Origin of the sequence: Psychrobacter sp. 78a-MNA-CIBAN-0178, from assembly GCF_040309625.1 — a bacterium.
Lineage (GTDB): Bacteria > Pseudomonadota > Gammaproteobacteria > Pseudomonadales > Moraxellaceae > Psychrobacter > Psychrobacter okhotskensis.
On the sequence record NZ_JBEOOZ010000190.1, the window covers coordinates 1 to 244 of the forward strand.

The 244-nt window shown below is 48.4% G+C and carries 1 protein-coding gene; it reads right to left on the bottom strand.

Going from position 1 to position 244, the window contains the following annotated elements; genetic code table 11:
* Window positions 1-244: polysaccharide biosynthesis protein (locus tag AAEY80_RS14790; RefSeq protein ID WP_350588632.1), on the bottom strand; the 244-nt coding region annotated here is incomplete at both ends.

Here is a 244-nt window from a genome sequence, read left to right on the forward strand (position 1 = left end):
GTCATAAAGTAACGAGTCACATCAGGATGGGTGACCGTAATCGGCTTACCTTGCTCAATCTGCTTGGTAAATAAAGGCACAACAGAGCCCGACGAACCTAGGACATTACCAAAACGCACCATACTGATACAGGTTTGGCTATCCGTATGGCTTAGCGCTTGGCAAACTAACTCTGCCAGACGCTTAGAGGCGCCCATCACATTGGTCGGTCTTACCGCTTTATCGGTCGAGATCAGTACAAATG